Source organism: Bacillus sp. GW821-FHT11D08 (genome assembly GCF_058808515.1).
This window is the reverse complement of sequence record NZ_JBXARS010000007.1, coordinates 241,008-256,299: the sequence shown is the minus strand read 5'-3', so window position 1 is coordinate 256,299 and position 15,292 is coordinate 241,008. Positions and strand designations below refer to the sequence as shown.

16 protein-coding genes are annotated in these 15,292 nt (G+C 49.1%); 13 read left to right on the top strand and 3 right to left on the bottom strand.

From position 1 onward, the window contains the following. Window positions 1-122 precede the first annotated feature (122 nt). Together AC1RRX_RS15450 and AC1RRX_RS15445 are read right to left on the bottom strand one after the other, a co-directional pair. Window positions 123-257, bottom strand: coding sequence for a small protein YxzF (locus tag AC1RRX_RS15450; RefSeq protein ID WP_369719122.1), 135 nt, complete (start codon window positions 255-257; stop codon window positions 123-125). Window positions 258-308: 51 nt separating this feature from the next. After that, window positions 309-899, bottom strand: coding sequence for a DNA-3-methyladenine glycosylase (locus AC1RRX_RS15445; RefSeq protein WP_007407743.1), 591 nt, complete (start codon window positions 897-899; stop codon window positions 309-311). Between the two features lie 242 nt (window positions 900-1,141). On the opposite strand from AC1RRX_RS15445, the gene AC1RRX_RS15440 reads away from it, so the two are divergent. From AC1RRX_RS15440 to katX, 13 genes are all read left to right on the top strand, one after another. Continuing rightward, complete coding sequence (locus AC1RRX_RS15440; RefSeq protein WP_050594977.1) at window positions 1,142-2,140, top strand: FecCD family ABC transporter permease; 999 nt, start codon at window positions 1,142-1,144, stop codon at window positions 2,138-2,140. After that, window positions 2,141-3,154: a FecCD family ABC transporter permease gene (locus tag AC1RRX_RS15435; RefSeq protein ID WP_007407745.1), complete on the top strand. Its 1,014-nt coding sequence runs from the start codon at window positions 2,141-2,143 to the stop codon at window positions 3,152-3,154. It begins immediately after the preceding gene. Between the two features lie 16 nt (window positions 3,155-3,170). After that, entirely contained in the window at window positions 3,171-4,067 is an 897-nt protein-coding gene (locus tag AC1RRX_RS15430; protein ID WP_007407746.1) for an ABC transporter substrate-binding protein, read from the top strand. Between the two features lie 102 nt (window positions 4,068-4,169). Beyond that, complete coding sequence (locus AC1RRX_RS15425; RefSeq protein ID WP_032867842.1) at window positions 4,170-4,520, top strand: ArsR/SmtB family transcription factor; 351 nt, start codon at window positions 4,170-4,172, stop codon at window positions 4,518-4,520. A gap of 13 nt (window positions 4,521-4,533) precedes the next feature. Beyond that, window positions 4,534-5,832, top strand: a complete 1,299-nt coding sequence (locus AC1RRX_RS15420) for an arsenical efflux pump membrane protein ArsB (RefSeq protein WP_007407748.1) — start codon at window positions 4,534-4,536, stop codon at window positions 5,830-5,832. Window positions 5,833-5,984: 152 nt separating this feature from the next. Next, window positions 5,985-6,296, top strand: coding sequence for a PTS sugar transporter subunit IIB (locus AC1RRX_RS15415; RefSeq protein ID WP_007614670.1), 312 nt, complete (start codon window positions 5,985-5,987; stop codon window positions 6,294-6,296). Window positions 6,297-6,310: 14 nt separating this feature from the next. Next, window positions 6,311-6,628 carry a PTS lactose/cellobiose transporter subunit IIA gene (locus AC1RRX_RS15410; protein WP_007407750.1) on the top strand — a complete coding sequence of 106 codons (318 nt, stop codon included), beginning with the start codon at window positions 6,311-6,313 and terminating at the stop codon, window positions 6,626-6,628. Window positions 6,629-6,646: 18 nt separating this feature from the next. Beyond that, window positions 6,647-7,966: a PTS cellobiose transporter subunit IIC gene (gene celB, locus AC1RRX_RS15405; protein ID WP_144464782.1), complete on the top strand. Its 1,320-nt coding sequence runs from the start codon at window positions 6,647-6,649 to the stop codon at window positions 7,964-7,966. A 29-nt stretch (window positions 7,967-7,995) separates the two neighbouring features. Further along, window positions 7,996-9,396: a glycoside hydrolase family 1 protein gene (locus tag AC1RRX_RS15400; RefSeq protein ID WP_144464780.1), complete on the top strand. Its 1,401-nt coding sequence runs from the start codon at window positions 7,996-7,998 to the stop codon at window positions 9,394-9,396. Between the two features lie 19 nt (window positions 9,397-9,415). Continuing rightward, on the top strand, window positions 9,416-10,297 hold the full coding sequence (locus AC1RRX_RS15395) for an ROK family protein (protein WP_108725244.1): 882 nt from the start codon (window positions 9,416-9,418) through the stop codon (window positions 10,295-10,297). After that, on the top strand, window positions 10,294-11,238 hold the full coding sequence (manA, locus tag AC1RRX_RS15390) for a mannose-6-phosphate isomerase, class I (RefSeq protein WP_042635604.1): 945 nt from the start codon (window positions 10,294-10,296) through the stop codon (window positions 11,236-11,238). Before AC1RRX_RS15395 ends, manA begins: the two co-directional genes overlap by 4 nt. A gap of 19 nt (window positions 11,239-11,257) precedes the next feature. Beyond that, window positions 11,258-12,340, top strand: coding sequence for a mannan endo-1,4-beta-mannosidase (gene gmuG, locus AC1RRX_RS15385; RefSeq protein ID WP_144464778.1), 1,083 nt, complete (start codon window positions 11,258-11,260; stop codon window positions 12,338-12,340). Window positions 12,341-12,417: 77 nt separating this feature from the next. Then, the gene (gene katX / locus AC1RRX_RS15380) at window positions 12,418-14,031 is read left to right on the top strand and encodes a catalase KatX (protein ID WP_144464776.1); all 1,614 of its coding nucleotides are present in this window, start codon (window positions 12,418-12,420) and stop codon (window positions 14,029-14,031) included. A gap of 38 nt (window positions 14,032-14,069) precedes the next feature. Here katX and yxeI read toward each other — a convergent pair whose 3' ends face one another. After that, window positions 14,070-15,056, bottom strand: coding sequence for a penicillin V amidase (gene yxeI / locus AC1RRX_RS15375; RefSeq protein WP_039063822.1), 987 nt, complete (start codon window positions 15,054-15,056; stop codon window positions 14,070-14,072). Window positions 15,057-15,292 lie beyond the last annotated feature (236 nt).

Sequence of the window (15,292 nt, the reverse complement as noted above, 5' to 3'; positions counted from 1 at the left end):
ATGCAGACGTGAAAAATGGGCAAAAAGAATGAGGAAGGGGTAAATGTATGTAAATTCTATAATGGGGAGGATTTCAAGTCAATGCGGCAATCCGATGCCAAGCCCGTAAAAAAACAGCCGGATCAGCCGGCTGTTCGGGATGCGGACATGCGGTTCCGCTTAGATGCCTTCCGTTCTTTTATGATTTTTCTGATGATCGGATAGATGACGGGCGCCCATTTGATAATCGTTTTGAAAAATTTTTTCAATGTCTGAATCCCCTTTCTTTTACCTTGTCTTTCCCCTGTTATCAGCGTTTATAAACATGGTCAGCGTGAGACATACCGGTTCCCTGTCACCCAATAGCGCCACGGATAATCCCGGGCTTCTCCGCTGTTGTCAATCCCGATTCTCGGGCCTGTTGATATATGCTCAGGCGTAAAGCCCTCCGTAATATACAGCGGCGGTTCCGTGATCATGCCGCCGTAGTCGTTCATTGAAATGCCCATCGCCTTCGTCAGTTTTCCCGGGCCGTTTGTCCACTCTCTCGGGGGTCTGCCCGGTCTCCTGCTCTCCATCAGGAACTGTCCTTCATGAGGCTCCGCCGCCCTGATTAACACGGCCTGCGGAATGCCGATGTCCGCGGCGACGACGTTCATTAATGTATGAGTGTGCATGACGTATGTATAAATGCGGCCCGCCTCATGGAACATAATTTCCGTCCGTTTCGTGCGCCGGTTGCCGAAGCTGTGCGCCGCCCGGTCTTCCGCTCCCATATAAGCTTCCGTTTCCACGATAAAACCTGAAGCCGTTCCCTCATCCGTCTCTTTCACCAAAAGACAGCCGAGCAATAAAGGGGCAAGCTCCACTGACGGTCTCTGGTAAAATTCAATCGGCAAAGGCTTTCGTTCTCCCGCCATTTGCCTCCCTCCTTTCTGAATATAGCGATTTCCTCTTTCACGTTTTTCACTTCTTTTTTAAAATATAAACATGAGAGAAAAAAAGGACATTATTGTTGAACGCTCTATTGCGTTTTGAAAATCGGCTCGGTATAATATGATGGTTCAAATGAAAATGATTCTCATGTTCAATAAATACCCGACAATGATCATAAAAGTAGGTGAATTGATTTTTGAGCGATTCTGTCAGGTCCGCAAACCGTCTGATCAGCATCTTAAAAAACGGGGTTTTCTTCCTGATCGCGGTGATCGGGCTGCTTGTATCTATTTTTTTCGCCGTCTCATTCGGCGCGAAAGACATTACTTTACATACGGTTTGGTCGGCTGTTGCTGATTACAATCCGAATATAACGGGCCAGCAGATCATTCATGAATTGCGTCTTCCGAGGGTGCTCGGGGCGGCCGTTACAGGAGCCGCTTTTGCCGCAGCCGGCGCCCTCATGCAGGGAATCACGAGAAACCCGCTTGCCGATTCGGGTGTCTTAGGCGTAAACGCGGGCGCCATGTTTGTTGTTGCGCTCAGTTTTGCTTTTTTCCCTCATTTATCATACGCCCTGCTGATGGTGATGTCATTTTTGGGAGCACTGGCAAGCACCGGCTTGATTTTCTTTATCAGTGCGGCGGGAAAAGGCAGCATGACACCTTTAAAAGTAACGCTTGCCGGGGCGGTCGTGGCCGCTCTTTTACATTCACTCAGTACCGGTGTGGCGATTTATTACGATTTAAGCCAGGATTTGGCCTTCTGGTACGCCGGCGGGGTGTCAGGGATCAAGTGGGCTCATTTACAAGTCCTTGTTCCCGTGATTGCGGTCTTCATCATTCTCGCGACATTCATGGGCCGGTCCGTCACCCTCCTCTCAATGGGAAATGACGTGGCGGCGAATTTAGGGGTGAACACGGCTCTGACGCGTGCCGCCGGATTAATGATAGCCGTCGTTCTTGCCGGTGTGTCTGTTTCTGCTGCCGGCGCGATCGGCTTCGTCGGGCTGGTCATCCCCCATATCGCGCGAAAGATCGTCGGCGTTACGTACAGGCTGATTATTCCGATGTCCGCGTTACTCGGCGCGATTCTTTTGATTTTGGCCGACTTGGCCTCACGCACGGTCAGTCCCCCGAGAGAATTGGCGATAGGCATCATGGTCGCACTTGTCGGTGTCCCTTTCTTTCTTTATATTGCCCGCAAGGAAGGGAGAGACTTATAAATGAAAGTGCAGAAAGAAACAAAAAAAGCGGCGGCGGCAGGACTCATTCTGCTGGTCATCGCCGTTTGCATTATTCTGATCGGGCTGCATACGGGCTCATTCCGGCTTTCTCCTCTCACGGTGGGAAAAACGCTGTTCGGATACGGCACGTTTCAAAGCACAACCGTTTTATTCGATTACCGGCTTCCCCGGATTCTGGTGACGATGCTGGCCGGCATCGGTTTAGGAGTGTCGGGCGCTATTTTGCAGGGTGTATCCCGAAATCCGCTTGCCGATCCGGGCATTCTCGGACTGCATGCCGGCGCTTCCTTCGGTTTGATGATGTATATCACATTCTTTCATTCCCTGGAGGCGCAAGCGTCGATGTTCATCCCGCTGTTTACGTTTGCGGGCGGAACACTCGCCGCCCTGCTGATCGTAGTGCTTACGTACGACAGGCTGAACGGTTTTTTAACGATCCGCATGCTGTTAGTCGGGATCGCCGTTTCCGCGGGCTTCAGCGCCGTTACATTGTTTATGTCGCTGCGACTGAATGAAGAAACTTATACATTCGCTTCCCGCTGGCTGGTGGGAAACGTCTGGGGCAGGGATTGGATTCACGTGTGGTCGCTATTGCCCTGGATCGGCATTCTCGCACCGCTTGCATGGCTTAACGCCCGCTCTTTGAATATTTTAATGCTCGGTGACCAGGCAGCCGCGGGGCTCGGCGCACACGTGCAGAGAAAAAGGATCATGCTGATCGCCATAGCGGTCGGCTTGTCCTGCGCGAGCGTCGCGATGGCCGGGGGAATCGGCTTTATCGGCTTTGCCGCCCCTCACTTGGCAAGACGGCTCGTCGGCACCATGCATCAGCATATTATCCCGATTGCGGGATTAATCGGACTCGTCATTCTTGTCGCGGCAGACACCATCGGCCGGTCTTTGTTTCAGCCGAACGCCATTCCGGCCGGCGTGGTTGCGGCAGCCATCGGCGCGCCGTATTTTCTCTATCTCGTCATGAAAATCAAATCATAAAACAAGGAGTATTCCCATGAAAAAAATAATTGCGCTCGTCAGTTTCATGTGTATTTTCTTATTGGCTGCCTGCCAATCTGATTCAACACAGCCGGAGTCAAAAAAGAAATCCGGCGATCATAAAATCGCTTCGATGTCCATTCACCTGACAAATGATCTGCTGGCTCTCGGCGTTACACCGGCCGGTTCCGTCGTGGGCGGAGAATTAAAAGATTTTCTCCCTCATGTGAAAAATCAGCTGAAAGACACGAAAAAACTCGGACCTGCCTCAGACCCGGATATGGAAGCTTTACTTGAGCTGAATCCAGACAACATTTATCTTGATAAAGAATTTGCGGGAAAAGATGTGTCAAAATACAAGAAAATCGGAAACACACACGTTTTCGACCTTGATAAAGGCACATGGCGCGATCATTTAAAAGACATCGGAAAAATCGTCAACCGTGAAAAAGAAGCGAAAACATTTATTCAAGATTACGAAGATGAAACAAAACAAGTCAGATCCATGATGAATAAGGAATTAGGGAAAAACGCCAAAGTCATGGCGATCCGCGTGAACGCAAAAGAGCTTCGCGTCTTCAGCACACGCCGTCCGATGGGACCGATTCTGTTTGACGATCTGAAGCTGAAACCGGCTGACGGCATTAAAGAAATGAACACCTCCCGCCCTTATGAAGTCATTTCTCAAGAAGTGCTGCCTGATTACAACGCAGATGCGATTTTCGTCGTCGTTAACAGAGACGACAAGTCACAGCAAGCCTATAAAGAATTGCAAAAAAGCGCTGTATGGAAAGGGCTGAAGGCCGTGAAAGCAAACCACGTCTATAAAATTGCCGATCAGCCTTGGCTTGATTATTCAGCACTGGGAAATAAATTAGCAATGGATGAAGCGAAAAAACTGTTCCAAAAATAAACATGAGCCGGTTTTGCAAAAAGTGCAAGGCCGGCTTTTTTATATTGTCGTTTACTTATATAAACATCTGCTTATATAATAGTGTAAAAAAGGAGTGAGCGCATGGAACGGAGGCATCATGCTTTAAGTTCCGAAGGGATCAGCCAGTGCCTCAAACTTCTAAGCGACCCGACGAGGCTTTTGATGCTGAAGCTTCTAAAGGATAAGGAATATTGTGTCTGCGAGCTGACAGCTATTTTTCATATAAGTCAGCCCGGCATCAGCCAGCACTTGCAGAAATTAAAGAACGCCGGCCTTGTGCGGGAAAGACGCGAGGGTCAGTGGCGGTACTATGCCATTCATCCGTCCGGTCCGGAATACGCGCTGGTTTGCTCGATTCTGCAGCAGATAGATGAAAAGGACGAAGTTTTACAGACATTGCGGCAAAAAGAAGTCACTGTTACATGCCGGTAAGGGGGATATATTCTTGGGAGTTGCGGTTTTATCAGCGCTGATTTTTGTGCTGACACTTGTGTTTGTCATATGGCAGCCGAAACATGTATCAATCGGCTGGTCTGCCTGCGGCGGGGCGGTCCTCGCTTTGATCGCCGGAGCAGTCAGCCTGCACGATATCGCGGAAGTGACGGGAATCGTCTGGAATGCGACACTTGCCTTTATCGCCATTATTATCATTTCATTAATTCTTGACAGTATCGGTTTTTTTGAGTGGGCCGCGCTGCATATGGCCATGGCGGCCAAAGGCAGCGGGCTGCGGATGTTTCTCTATGTGTCGGTCTTAGGGGCTGTTGTCTCCGCCCTGTTTGCCAATGACGGAGCGGCGCTCATTTTGACCCCGATCGTACTGGCGATGGTGCGGGCTTTGAATTTACCTGAAAAGCTGGTTTTTCCTTTTATTATCGCCGGAGGATTCATCGCCGACACCACCTCGCTTCCGCTCGTTGTAAGCAATTTGGTCAATATTGTATCCGCCGATTACTTTCATATCGGATACATTGAATATGCATCACGCATGCTGGTGCCCAACCTTTTTTCTCTGGCGGCAAGCATTTTGGTGCTGTATCTCTATTTCAGAAAAAACATTCCGAAACGGTATGACACCGGTCTTGTGAAACATCCGGCATCCGCGATTAAGGATGAACGCCTTTTCCGGTTATCGTGGGCTGTGCTGGCCGTTTTATTGATCGGATATTTCGTCAGCGAACTGCTGTCGATACCCGTTTCCTTCGTTGCCGGCTCCATCGCGGTCATTTTTCTCATTCTGGCGCAGCGAAGCCCCGCCGTCCCTGCGAAACAAGTCATCAAGGACGCCCCGTGGGCCATCGTGTTTTTTTCTGTCGGCATGTATGTTGTCGTGTACGGCTTGCGGAATGCCGGACTGACGGATCTTCTTTCTCAGCTTATTCAGAAAGCGGCGGATCACGGATTGTTTGCGGGCACACTCGGAATGGGTTTTATCGCTGCGATCCTCTCCTCCGTTATGAATAACCTGCCGACGGTGATGATTGACGCCATAGCCATCAGCGGAACGGACACTCACGGGCTGATGAGAGAAGCATTGATTTACGCGAATGTTATCGGTTCTGACCTCGGGCCGAAGATCACGCCGATCGGGTCGCTGGCGACGTTGTTATGGCTCCACGTGCTGAGCCGGAAAAACGTGAAAATTTCCTGGGGAATGTATTTCAAGACAGGTCTGATATTAACCATTCCGACGTTATTCATCACCTTGATCGGACTTTATTTATGGCTGTTATGGCTCGCTTGAGATGAAAAACCTTTTAAGTTGAATCTTAAAAGGTTTTTTTGTGTCAAAAATCCGAAAAGTAAAACTTTATATTTTAAAAGTATAGACATTTAATTTCAAAAGATTATAATATTCATGAAAACGTTTTAACTTTATGAAAGAAGGGATTCCTCATGAAAAGAATTTTATTAGCCTGCAGCTCAGGCATGTCCACCAGCCTTCTTGTTACGAAAATGCAGAATTACGCCCGCTCCATCGGTGAGGAAGCCGAGATTTGGGCAGTCGGACAGGATAAAGCAAAAGAAGCGATGAAAGATGCAGACGTCGTACTGATCGGCCCGCAGATGAGTTTTTTAAAAGGTGAGCTTCAAAAAGAGGCGGACCCGCTTCACATCACCGTTGATGTGATTGATATGATGGCATACGGCATGGGAGACGGCAAAAAAGCATACGAACAGGCCGTTGCCTTGATTGAGAACAAATAAAGGAGGCGATAAGCATGGAAACGTACACGGATGAACAGATCAGTTTTCAGCTGATTCTTCACAGCGGCAATGCCCGCAGCAATATTATTCAATCGATACGCGCATATAAAGACGGCCGGACAGATGAGTCAGACACCTTTCTGACAAAGGCTGAAGAAGAACTGGGGAAAGCGCACGACATCCATTTTCAGATGATTCAAAAAGAAGCCGGCGGCGCCAAAACGGATGTCTCTCTGCTTTTTATGCATGCTGAAGATCACTTAATGTCAGCGCTTTCAATGAAAGAGCTCGTCAAAGAAATGCTCGACTTATTTCAATCAAAGAATTTATAAAAAGCCGGGGGTGAAGACGTGTTTGAGAAAATCAGCCAATTCCTTGTTCCGATCGCGGGCAAATTAAACAATAACCGCTACTTGCAAGTCTTACGGGATGCTTTTATGCTGGCGTTTCCGCTGACCATTTTCGGTTCGGTGTTCGTCGTGCTGACGAACCTGCCGTTTTTAAACAAAATCATGAGCAGCTCCGCCCTGTCTGTCTTTCAATCCGGATTTGGCGGCGCTTCGACGGCGACGATGGGGATTATGTCCATTTTTGTCGTCTTCGGGATTGGCTATTACCTTTCCAAAAGCTACGAAGTGGAGGCCGTATTCGGCGGAGCGATCGCATTGGTTTCTTTTCTGCTGCTCACCCCGTTCGTTTCAGAGCCGGAAACGGGCAAAGCGGTCGCAGGCGTCATTCCGGTTGACCGGCTTGGAGCAAAAGGGATGTTTCTCGGCATGATGACCGCATTTTTGTCAGGTGAAATCTACAGAAGAATCGTTCAGAGAAACTTAACGATTAAGATGCCTGCCGGTGTTCCTCCGGCTGTTGCTAAATCGTTCGCCGCATTGATTCCGGCTTTTATCACGCTTACCGTCTTCCTCTTGATCAATGCGGCTGTCACCCAGATCTTTCACACCAATCTGCATGATGTCATTTATCATACGGTTCAAGCCCCGCTTGTCGGACTTGGAAACGGCATCATTCCTACATTAATCGCTGTTTTCTTTATTCAGATTTTATGGTTTTTCGGACTTCACGGACAAATCATTATCAATTCCGTGATGGACCCGATTTGGAATACATTACAGGTCGAAAATTTAGCTGCGTATACAGCGGGAAAAGAGATTCCCCATATTATTTCTAAGCCGTTTATGGAGATTTACACCGTCGGAATGGGCGGAACCGGAATGACATTGGCCATAGTGATCGCCATCTTGCTTTTTATGAAAAGCAAACAGATGAAACAGATATCCAAACTCGGTCTCGCGCCGGGCATCTTCAACGTCAATGAGCCGGTTATTTTCGGTTTGCCGATCGTGATGAACCCGATCATTATCATTCCGTGGGTCATCGCGCCGATGGTTGTCACCCTTGTCACCTACCTGGCCATGTCGGCGGGGATCGTGCCCCCTCCTACCGGCGTGACCGTGCCTTGGACCGTCCCCCTTTTCATTAACGGGATTATGGCGACCAATTCCGTCATGGGCGGCATTATGCAGCTGGTCAACCTCTGTATTGTGTTTGTCATCTGGTTCCCGTTTCTTAAAGCACTGGACAAATTAAACATGGCAAAGGAAAAAGAAGCTGAGACCGAGCAGCATGCCCGGGATGACAGCATGAGTATGTAATCAAAATCGCAGTAAGGGAGAGAAATCAATTGACTGAATCAAATATTCAATATCGTTTTCCGGAAGGATTCTGGTGGGGGTCTTCCGCCTCCGCCACCCAAACAGAAGGCGCCGCTGACAAAGACGGAAAAAGCCAAAACATATGGGATTACTGGTATGAAAAAGAGCCGAGCCGTTTTTTTAACGGCGTCGGCCCCGGCGACACGTCACGTTTTTACGATCAATACAAGGAGGATATCCGGCTGATGAAAGAAATCGGCCATAACTCCTTCCGGCTGTCTATTTCCTGGTCAAGATTGATTCCGGACGGAACTGGCGAGGTCAATCAGAAAGCGGTCGCGTTTTATCAGGACGTCATCGATGAAATGCTTGCCCATCGCATTGAGCCGTTTGTCAATTTGTTTCACTTTGACATGCCGCTCGCCCTTCAGCGTAAGGGGGGCTGGGTCAGCCGGAACACCGTTGACGCGTTTGAACATTACGCCAAAACCTGCTTTTCGCTATTCGGTGACAAGGTGAAAAAATGGTTCACTCACAACGAGCCGATTGTGCCGATTGAAGGCGGCTATTTATATGATTTTCATTACCCGAATCACGTTAATTTTCAAGAAGCGGTGCAGGCCGGCTTCCATACCCTGCTGTCGAATGCAAGGGCTGTCAAAGCCTACAGAGAATTGAAACAGGATGGACAAATCGGAATCATTCTGAATCTGACGCCTTCTTATCCGAGAAGCTCACACCCTGAAGATGTCAAAGCGTCCCGGATTGCCGACGCCTTTTTCAACCGCTCATTTTTAGATCCCGCCGTAAAGGGCGAATTTCCTGAGGAGCTTGTCGAGATTCTCAAGGCGGAAGGCTTTCTGCCGCATTATGAGAAAGAAGATCTCCGCCTCATTCAGGAGCATACGGTCGACCTCTTAGGCGTGAACTACTACCAGCCGAGGCGCGTCAAGGCAAAAGAACATGTTCCGAATCCGCATGCCCCTTTCCTGCCTGAGCGTTTCTTCGACCCGTATGTCATGCCCGGCCGGAAAATGAACCCTCACCGCGGGTGGGAAATTTACGAAAAAGGAATCTACGACATTCTCACCAATCTCAGAGAACATTACGGAAATATCGAGTGTTTTATTTCCGAGAACGGCATGGGAGTTGAAGGCGAGGAACGCTTCCGCGATGAAAACGGCATCATTCAGGATGATTACAGGATTGAATTTATCCAGGAACATCTCAAATGGGTGCATCGGGCCATCGGAGAAGGTTCAAATGTAAAAGGCTATCACCTGTGGACTTTCATGGACAACTGGTCTTGGACAAATGCTTATAAAAACCGCTACGGCTTTGTATCTGTCAATCTGGAAAACGGGGGCGAACGGACCGTCAAAAAAAGCGGCCGCTGGTTCAAAGCCGTTTCCGATCAAAACGGATTTTAACAGATGAGGAGGGACGGCCATGCTTGGAGGTATTGAAGCCGGCGGCACGAAATTTGTCTGTGCCGCCGGACAAAGAGACGGCACCATTCTGGACAGAGTAGAGTTTCCGACGGGAGAACCGGATGACACACTCAGACAGGTCATCCGTTACTTTAAAGATTTCCCGATAGAAGCCATCGGCATCGGGTCGTTCGGACCGATTGATATCCGTCCTGACAGTCAAACATACGGGTGCATCACCGCGACGCCGAAGACAGCCTGGCGGAACTGCCCTATTCTTCAAACGATCAAAAGCGCTCTGGATATTCCCGCAGGCTTCACCACCGACGTTAATGCGGCGGCGCTCGGAGAAGCTTCTTTCGGCGCGGCCAAAAACGCGGACAGCTGCCTCTATTTGACGGTCGGCACAGGCATCGGCGCGGGCGCCATCATGAACGGCAGATTTGTTCAAGGGCTGTCTCATCCTGAAATGGGCCACATTTATGTCAGAAGACATCCGGACGACGGCTACAAAGGCAATTGCCCATACCATACAGATTGTCTGGAAGGTCTCGCGGCAGGCCCCGCCATTGAGAAACGCTGGGGGAAAAAAGCATTTTTGCTCACGGATCAGCAGGAAGTGTGGGAGCTTGAGGGCTATTATATTGCCGAAGCGCTTGTGCAGTATATACTCATTCTTTCGCCGGAAAAGATCATTCTCGGCGGAGGCGTCATGAAGCAGCGGCAGCTGTTCTCTTCTATCCGTCAGCACGTGAAAAAGCGGCTGAATCAATATATTGATCTGCCCGACATTGAACACTTCATCGTTCCCCCTCAATTAGGGATTCACTCCGGCGCGGCCGGTTCGCTCGTATTGGCGGAGCGCGCATTAAAGGCGGCAAACCGGGAGGCGGAAAAATGACGAAACTCTTATTTTTGGAACCGGTTTTTAAAGAAAGATTATGGGGCGGGACGAAGCTGCGCGATACATTCGGGTATGAGATTCCTTCTGAGCGGACGGGAGAGTGCTGGGCGATTTCAGCTCATCCGCACGGCACATCCATTGTGCGGAACGGGCCTTTTTCCGGAACATCATTACAGCGTCTCTGGAGTGAACACCCTGACCTGTTCGGACATCCGAAAGAAGAGGCTTTTCCCCTGCTCACAAAAATTCTTGACGCAAATATGGACTTATCCGTACAGGTTCATCCGGATGACGCATATGCACATCGGCATGAAAACGGAGAACTCGGAAAAACGGAATGCTGGTACGTGTTGGACTGCAAAAAAGACGCGGAGCTCATTTTAGGGCATCGCGCCCAAACGAGAGAAGGCTTCGTTCGGCTCATTGAACAAAACGAGTGGGATCACCTGCTCCGCCGTATCCCCATTAAGCCCGGCGACTTTTTCTATGTCCCGAGCGGCACACTGCACGCTTTATGTGAAGGTACGCTCGTTCTTGAAATCCAGCAAAGCTCTGATGCCACCTACCGGCTTTACGACTATGACCGGACGGATGGGAACGGGAATAAACGCGAGCTTCATCTTCAGAAAGCAATTGACGTAACAGACATTCCCCATACCGATGAAAATGTAAAAAGCACAAAGCATCGGATCGGAGATGCTCTTATTACGATACTCGCCGAAACACCTTTCTTTTCAGTTTATCAATGGGATGTGAGCGGGAAAGCATCATTCCCCGCACCCGGCCGGTATTTACTCGCAAGCGTCATGAAAGGACGCGGAGAACTGGATGGATGTCCCATTCACAAAGGCGATCACTTTATCGTGCCGGCGGATTCCGGAGATTTTGTTATAGAAGGAGATTGTGAGGTTATCGTTTCACATCCTTCATCATCTTAAAAATCAGGAGGTCTTTTATATGCTCAAAAAGTTAGCAGTCTGCCTGTCTATCGTTTTATTACTCTTAGGAGCCGCCAGTCCGATATCGGCTCACACCGTTTATCCCGTCAACCCAAATGCCCAGCAGACGACAAAAGATATCATGAACTGGCTGGCGCACCTGCCCAACCGTTCAGAAAACAGGGTCATGTCCGGGGCGTTCGGCGGGTACAGCGATGTCACTTTTTCAATGACAGAGGAAAACCGCTTGAAAAACGCGACGGGACAGTCTCCCGCCATCTACGGCTGTGACTATGGGAGAGGATGGCTTGAAACAGCGGATATCACCGATTCTATCGATTACAGCTGCAACAGCAGCTTAATCTCATACTGGAAAAGCGGCGGCCTCCCTCAGGTCAGCCTGCATCTCGCAAATCCGGCTTTTCCATCCGGAAACTATAAAACAGCCATCTCAAACAGCCAGTACAAAAACATCCTGGACCCTTCAACTGTTGAAGGAAAACGGCTTGAGGCGCTGCTCAGCAAAATCGCCGACGGCCTTACTCAGCTGAAAAATCAAGGCGTCACCGTTCTGTTCAGACCGCTGCATGAAATGAACGGCGAGTGGTTCTGGTGGGGGCTGACAGGCTACAACCAAAAAGACACGGAAAGAATCTCGCTGTACAAAGAGCTTTACAAGAAGATATACCGCTATATGACAGAGACAAGAGGGTTGGATAACCTTTTGTGGGTGTATTCGCCGGATGCCAACAGAGACTTTAAGACAGACTTTTACCCAGGCTCATCTTATGTGGATATTACCGGTCTGGACGCTTACTTCACTGATCCGTATGAGATATCAGGCTATGATGAAATGCTGTCTCTGAAAAAACCGTTTGCCTTTGCCGAAACCGGTCCGTCCGGTAATATCGGAAGCTTTGATTATGCTGCTTTTATCAAGGCGATCAGGCAAAAATACCCCGAGACCACGTACTTTTTGACATGGGATGAACAATTAAGTCCGGCGGCCAATCAAGGCGCGCAAAGCCTTTATCAAAACAGCTGGACGCTGAACAAGGGCGAAATATGGAACGGCGGGTCCTTGACGCCGATCGCGGAATAACCGCTTCTTTTGAAAATCGGTTTTAAATTACGGCTCTGCTGGGCATATTGTTACCGTTCAAAAAGGAGGGTTCAACAATGGAAAATAACAAAAACAGCGAAGAAACGCTTTCCAGTAAGACGACCGGTAAAGGCGAGTCAGAAGACACGCTGACAAACCGGCAGGGCCATCCGGTCACTGACAACCAGAATGTCAGGACAGTCGGCAATAGAGGACCGACGACATTGGAGAATTATGATTTTTTGGAGAAAATCAGCCACTTTGACCGCGAACGGATTCCCGAGCGCGTCGTTCACGCGCGCGGCGCCGGCGCACACGGATACTTTGAGGCGTACGGAAGTTTTGGAGACGAGGAGATTTCTACATACACAAGAGCGAAAGTGTTTCAAAAGAAAGGAATGAAAACTCCGGCGTTTGTACGGTTTTCTACCGTCAACCACGGAAAGCATTCCCCGGAAACATTGCGTGATCCCCGGGGGTTTGCCGTTAAGCTTTATACCGAAGACGGCAACTGGGATCTGGTCGGCAACAACTTGAAAATCTTTTTTATCCGTGATCCGCTGAAGTTCCCGGATCTTGTGCACGCATTTCAGCCTGATCCCGTTACGAACATTCAGGACGGCGAGCGTATTTTCGACTTCATTTCCCAATCACCGGAAGCGACTCATATGATCACATTCTTGTTTTCGCCGTGGGGCATCCCGGCCAACTACCGGCAGATGCAGGGCTCAGGCGTCCATGCCTACAAATGGGTCAATGAAGAAGGAAAAGCCGTGCTCGTCAAATATCACTTTGAACCGAAACAGGGCATCCGCAACCTGACACAGAAGGAAGCGGAAGAGATTCAGGGGAAAAACTTTAACCATGCGACACAGGATTTGTATGAAGCGATTGAAAAAGGCGATTACCCTGAATGGGAAGTGTATGCGCAAATCATGACTGATGACGAACACCCCGAGCTGGATTTTGATCCGCTTGATCCGACCAAGCTGTGGTATAAAGACGATTTCCCTTGGAAGCCGATCGGTAAATTGGTTCTGAACAAAAACCCGGAAAACTACCATGCCGAGGTGGAACAAGCGTCATTCGGAACAGGCGTGCTTGTGGACGGCCTTGATTTTTCGGATGACAAATTACTTCAGGGGCGGACATTCTCCTATTCAGATACCCAGCGGTACCGCGTCGGCGCAAACTACCTGCAGCTTCCGATCAACTCGCCGAAAAAGCATGTCGCCACCAACCAGGAAGGCGGGCAAATGCAGTATCGGGTCGATCGGGCAGAAGGACAAAACCCGCACGTCAACTATGAGCCGTCCATTATGGGAGGACTCAACGAAGCAAAGCAGGATGGGAAAGACCATACACCTCATGTCGAAGGCGATGTGAAGCGGGAAGCGATCGACCGGTCGAATAACTTCGGCCAGGCCGGAGAAACATACCGCAGATTTTCGGAATTTGAACGGAACGAATTGATCACAAACTTGGTCAATACGCTTTCTGCATGTCGCAAAGACATTCAGGATCAAATGATTGAGAATTTCACAAAAGCAGATCCGGACTACGGAAAACGTGTGGCGGAAGGGCTGAAAAAAGCCGCCGAAAGCAACAGCGGCGGGCCGATCGGCACTACTGATACAGCACAAGCCGCAAAACAGGCTGAACAGGAAAGCCATCCGTCTGATCCGTATTAAATAAAAAAACAGGACAATCGCGTCCTGTTTTTTTTGAGCTAATTCAGCTCCTGTATATTCTGCTCCGCCGCGGCCGCAAATACTTTCGGCTCCGGACGGTCAAGATCTTCATGGAATAAACTTACTTTGTGAATCTGCCGGTTGTCGTACAGATGAAAGTAGTAGTTCCCGGTGTCACAGCACATGACCGACGTATACTGCGTATAATCAATTTCATTCTCCTCTGTGATCACCGCGCCTTTTGGAATATTCACATTGGACAGCACGTGAAAAGCGGCCGTAACGCCATCCGTTTCATGAGCAGCAGGCTCTAAATGCTCTTTCAGATAAGCGGCTCTGATGAATCGGGATGGCGGCGTGTAATCACCGGGAAGCCCGATCGTTCCAGATCCTTGGCCGAAAGCGGTTAATGTCATTCCGCCCAATGTTTTGCTTTCTGACTGCTGCGGCCTGATTCCGATATAATGGCGCAGATTGGTCACATGCCAAGGAAATTCCGGACTGTTGGTCATCACTCCGGGTTTGTTGTCATATACTTTCATTCCCTCCGGTGTCGGCTCGATGACAATGCAGCCGCCCGTGCGGTCTGATAAAATCCAATGAAGAGGCAGCACCGTATCCAATAACATTAACTTCTTCTCTACAATCGTCAGCATTGAGAGCTTTTCCTTTATGTCTTCAAGAGATTCACAGTTTGATAAGGCCCAGGTGACAAACTCATGAGGAGCAATGTGACAGGTGCCCTCCCGTTCCGCTTTCTCGTATCCCGCAAAGCCCGGAAAATACAACGTCGCACACGACAGCCCTTTTTCATTTACGCCGTCGGCAAACAGAACATTGCCGAGATTTCTCCCCATGCCGATAAATGCGTATTTCGTCTTATGCATCCTGCCGTCAGCTTCGCTTTTCCAGCTGTACTGACGAGGATAAAGCACGATGTCCGTACCGAGCTGAAATGCAAAATCCATCGTTCGCGCCAATAGGTGATTACCGTCTGTCGTTTTCAATGTAAGACTTGTACACATATCATCAATCCCCTTTTCATTAATGAAATTTACACAAAGTAAACTATTCTTTCAGCTTAACGAATAATGGCTCCATTCGTCAAAAGATTGACACATTTCTCCTTAATACATATTAGTCCGTAAGCATATCCATGCCTTTTAAACCCTGGCAAATCGTTTTGGCGGCAGTGTTTGTTCCGTTTTTCAAAAAACCCTTTGACGGCTGTCAGCGAGGCTTTACAATGTTTTTCCTGCAT